The following is a 4,960-nucleotide window of genomic DNA, read 5'->3' on the forward strand; positions in this document are numbered from 1 at the left end:
GCCCCCGTCCTTTGCCGGACCCTTCAGCCGCTCGCCCCAGCGCGCAACCAGATCGGGCTCCGCCGACAGGTAGGGAACGCGGTGCGGGATGGTGTCCATCTGGGTGCCGAACACCTCGCCCAGGCTCAGCATCGGCAGGTGCAGGTCGAAATCGTCGGTGCCGAGCTGGCCGCTGACGACCCGCTCCACGCCGGGCAGGCCGGCCAGCACCCGTTTCAGCGGCGCCGGCACCCCCAGGATCACCCGGCCGCCGCGCGCCGCCACAAGGGGAACGTAGCGGCAGAATTGCAGGCTGTCGCCCAGCCCCTGCTCGCCGTGCAGCAGGATGCGGCGGCCATCCGGCGGTTCTCCCGTCCAGCGCGGCTTGGGCATGGCGGCCTGGGCGGGCGCGTCCTTGCAGCGCAGCCGCCATTCATACTCGCGCCAGCCCTCCTCGAAACGGCCGCCGACCAGCAGGGCCATGCCCAGGTTGCGGCGGGCATCCGGGCCGGCGGGGTCGATGGCGACGGCGCGGCGGAAGCCGGTGACCGCCTCGTCCAGCCGGTTCTGGTTCAGCCGGGCGTTGCCGTGGTTGGCATAGCCGCCGGCGAAGCCCGGATCGACGGCGACGGCGCGGGCATGGGCGTGCGCCGCGTCCTCCAGCCGTCCCAATTCCTGCAAGGCCAGGCCGAGGCTGCTGTAGCCGGCGGCGAAATAGGGATCGAGCGCCACCGCGCGGCGATGCCACGCCGTTGCCGCCTCCGCCCCGGCCCCCGTCTTGTCCAGGGAGCGCAGCGCGATGCCCAGGTTGTTGCAGACGGCCATATGGGCGGGGTCGATGGCGATGGCGCGGGCATAGGAGGCGACGGCATCCTGCAGGTCGTCGCCCTCCTGCAGGACATTGCCCAGCCCCGCATGGCCTTCCGACCCGGCGGGGGAGAGGCGGATCGCCCGGCGATAGGCGTCCCGGGCATCGGCAGGGCGCGACAGCCCGCGCAGCAGGCCGCCCACATTCTCATAGGCGGCGGTGAAGTCGGGGCGCAGTGCGATGGCGTTGCGGTAAGCCGCCGCCGCCCCGGCTGCATGGCCCTGGTCGCGCAGCAGATTGCCCAGATTCAGCCGCGCTTCCGCTATGGCGGGATCGATCCGCAGGGCACGGATCATCAGGCGGAGTGCGGCTCCCCCCTGTCCGGCGCGGCGGGCGACCAGCCCCAGCAGATGCAGCGCGTCGGACTGCTCGGGCGTGATCTCCAGGATACGGCGGTAGATCCGCGCTGCCGCGGCCAGATTGCCGCTCTGATGATGCCGCACTGCTGCGGCGAGCGCGTCCTGAATGGTCGCCATGCTCGATCGGTCGTCCCTGGCCCTTGGGTGTCTTCGTGTGGCGGCTGTCCGGCGGCGCCGGTTGCCGCAAGGGAATAACGGGTGTTCCCGAATTCTCCAAGCGCATCCTCGCTGCCGCGGCAAACGAAATACAGGCCGTGTTATCAACTTGTAACAACGTGGCTGTCATCGTGGAAGCCAGAGCTTGGCGGCAGATCGGGCGGCCAAGTTGTGAAGGTCACGCAAGTCTTCGTCGCCGTACACTCGATTCGAGAACGGCTTCCTCCTTCCCGGGGTCACGCTCCCGCCTGGAGGCGGACGGAACTGTGGGTACCACCAACTTCGTGCATGCTGTGGCGATTTCGCCATACCGGGCATTTCGCAAGGCATTGCAAAGACTTGGGGGAATGGCACTTCGCCGTCCAGGATAACGGCCTCACAGAGTGTCACAAGACCGGCCAGTTCGGTCTACCCACTTCGGTAGAAACGGATTGCCATAGGCGCAGTCCTTCGGATAACAAGGGCACGGTGTGTTAGGTCGCGCTAGGACTGAGTCTGTCTGCCTGCATCCAGTGTGGCGCACACCTTAGAATGGTTCATCCGCCGGCGAACCAAACCTGAAGGGGATTACTAATGGCTGGACCCTACACCGTAGACGTAACTACGGGTTCAACCCTAACATTGGGGCAGTTCTCTACGATTATCGGTAACGTTGGCACCGATGTCATCACGCTCGGAACGGCCGGTAACACGGTGTCGATTTCGATGCTTGAGACCCTGATCGGCAGCGCCGGCACCGATTTCATCACCTTGACTTCCGGTTCCACCCTCCAGGTTTCGCTGCTGGAAACCCTGGTTGGTAGCACCACCACCGACGTGGTCACGATTGGCACGTCCGGCTCCACCATGCTGGTGAACCTGCTTGAGACGATCACCGGCGGTGTTGGGACCGACGTCGTTACGCTCGGCTCGGCTGGTAGCAACATCCTGGTTTCCGCGCTGGAGACCCTGACCGGCGGTGCCGGCACCGACATCGTCACGCTGGGCACGGCTGGCAACAGCCTGCTGGTGAACCTGCTTGAGACGATCACCGGCGGTGTTGGGACCGACGTCGTTACGCTGGGCACGTCCGGCAACACGGTTCTGGCCGGCGGCCTCGAGACGCTGCTCGGTTCGTCGGGCACCGACGTGATCGCGCTGGGCACGGCTGGCAACACCCTGGCGGTCGCGGCTATCGAGACCCTGGCTGGCGGCGTCGGCACCGACGTGATCTCGCTGGGCAACAACGGCAACACCCTGCTGGTCAGCGGTATCGAGGCCATCACCGGCGGCAACGCCACCGATGTCGTGACGCTGGGCACCGGCGGCAGCACCATCACGGTCGGCGCGATCGAGACGCTGACCGGCACGACCGCCCTCGACGTGGTCACGCTGGGCACCGCGGGCAACACCCTGCTGGTGAACCTGATCGACACGCTCACCGGCGGCGTCGGCACCGACGTGGTCACGCTGGGCACGGCCGGCAACACGGTTCTGGCCGGCGGCCTTGAGACCCTGACCGGCGGCGTCGGCACCGATGTGGTCACGCTGGGCACGTCCGGCAACACCCTGCTGGTCAATGCCCTCGAGACCCTGACCGGCGGCGTCGGCACCGACGTGGTCACGCTGGGCACGGCTGGTAGCACCCTGCTGGTCGGCGGCATCGAAATCCTGACCGGCGGTGTCGGCACCGACGTCGTCACCTTGGCGGCCGGCGGCAGCACCATCACGGTCGGCGTGATCGAGACGCTGACCGGTACGGCGGCTTCCGACGTCGTGACGCTGGGCACGACCGGCACCACCCTGCTGATCAACGGGGTTGAGCTCCTGACCGGCGGCGTCGGTACCGACGTCGTGACGCTGGGCAGCGGCGGCAGCACCATCACGGTCGGCGCGATCGAGACGCTGAGCGGCACGGTGGCAACCGATGTCGTGACGCTGGGCACGGCCGGCAACACCCTGCTGGTCAATGCCCTCGAGACCCTGACCGGCGGCGTCGGCACCGACGTCGTGACGCTGGGCACTGCCGGCGGCACCCTGCTGGTCAATGTCCTCGAGACCCTGACCGGTGGTGTCGGCACCGACATCGTCACGCTCGGTTCGGCTGGCAGCACGGTCCTGGTTTCCGGCCTCGAGATCCTGGTCGGCGGCACGGCTTCCGACATCGTTACGCTGGGCACGGCCGGCAACACGCTGATCGTTCGTGGCCTTGAGCTGCTGACCGGCGGTGTCGGCACCGACGTCGTCACCCTGGGCGACACCACCAACACGCTGACCGTCGGCGGCATCGAGACCCTGACCGGTGGTTCGTCCACCGACGTGGTCACGCTGGGCACCGCGGGCAACACCCTGCTGGTCTCCCTGGTCGAGACGCTGACCGGTGGCGTGGGCACCGACGTCGTCACGCTGGGTTCGGCCGGCAACACCATCCTGACCAACCTGCTGGAGACGATCACCGGCGCCGCCGGTAGCGACCTCGTCTACCTCGGCACCACGGGCAACACCGTCCTGGTTTCGGGCGTTGAGGTTCTGGTCGGCGACACGGCTTCCGACGTCGTCACGCTGGGCACGGCTGGCAACACGGTGCTGCTGCGCGGCATCGACGTGCTGACCGGCGGTGTCGGCACCGACGTCGTCACGCTGGGCAACACCGCCAACACGCTGACAGCCGGCGGCATCGAGACGCTGATCGGTGGCACGACCACCGACGTGATCACGCTGGGCACGGCGGGCAACACCCTGCTGGTTTCGGGTCTGGAGACCCTGACCGGTGGCGTGGGCACCGACGTCGTCACCCTCGGCTCGGCTGGCGGCACCATCCTCACCGGCCTGCTGGAGACGATCACCGGCAGCAGCACCTCCGACCTCGTCTACCTCGGCACCACGGGCAACACCGTCCTGGTTTCGGGCGTTGAGGTTCTGGTCGGCGGCACGGCTTCCGACGTCGTCACGCTGGGCACGGCCGGCAACACGGTGCTGCTGCGCGGCATCGACGTGCTGACCGGCGGTGTCGGCACCGACGTCGTCACCCTGGGCGACACGGCGAACACGCTGACCGTCAACGGCATCGAGACGCTGATCGGTGGCACGGCCTCCGACGTCGTCACGCTGAGCACGGCCGGCAACACCCTGCTGGTTTCGGGTCTGGAGACCCTGACCGGTGGCGTGGGCACCGACGTCGTCAGCCTGGGTTCGGCCGGCAACACGATCCTCGCCAGCCTGCTGGAGACGATCACCGGCGGTGCGGCGACCGACGCCATCACCATCGGCACTGCGGGCGGCACCCTGCTGGTTTCGGGTCTGGAGACCCTGACCGGTAGCACGGCGACCGATGCCGTCATTCTGGGCACCTCCGGCAACACCTTGCTGACCTCGGGCATCGAGTTCCTGCAGGGCGGCGCGGGCAGCGACCTGGTCTTCATCGGCTCGACGGGCAGCACCTTCCAGACGGTCGCGCTGGAGTTCCTGATCGGCGGTGCGGGCACCGACGTCATCACGCTGGGCTCGGCTGGCAGCACCACCACGGTCCGCGGTCTGGAAATCCTGACCGGCGGCGTGGGCACCGACGTCATCACCATCGGCGACACCGGCACCACCATGGTGGTTTCGGGCATCGAGA

The 4,960-nt window shown here is 68.1% G+C and carries 2 protein-coding genes; one reads left to right on the plus strand and one right to left on the minus strand.

Annotation, left to right across the window (positions count from 1 at the left end):
- On the minus strand, positions 1-1,323 hold a 1,323-nt coding region (locus CRT60_RS00595), incomplete at its 3' end, for a tetratricopeptide repeat protein (RefSeq protein ID WP_244592191.1).
- A 744-nt stretch (positions 1,324-2,067) separates the two neighbouring features.
- Between CRT60_RS00595 and CRT60_RS36025 the strand changes: the two genes are divergently transcribed.
- The coding region (locus CRT60_RS36025; protein ID WP_161957929.1) for a beta strand repeat-containing protein at positions 2,068-4,960 on the plus strand (2,893 nt) is incomplete at its 3' end.

Origin of the sequence: Azospirillum palustre, from assembly GCF_002573965.1 — a bacterium.
In the GTDB taxonomy this organism is placed as follows: domain Bacteria; phylum Pseudomonadota; class Alphaproteobacteria; order Azospirillales; family Azospirillaceae; genus Azospirillum; species Azospirillum palustre.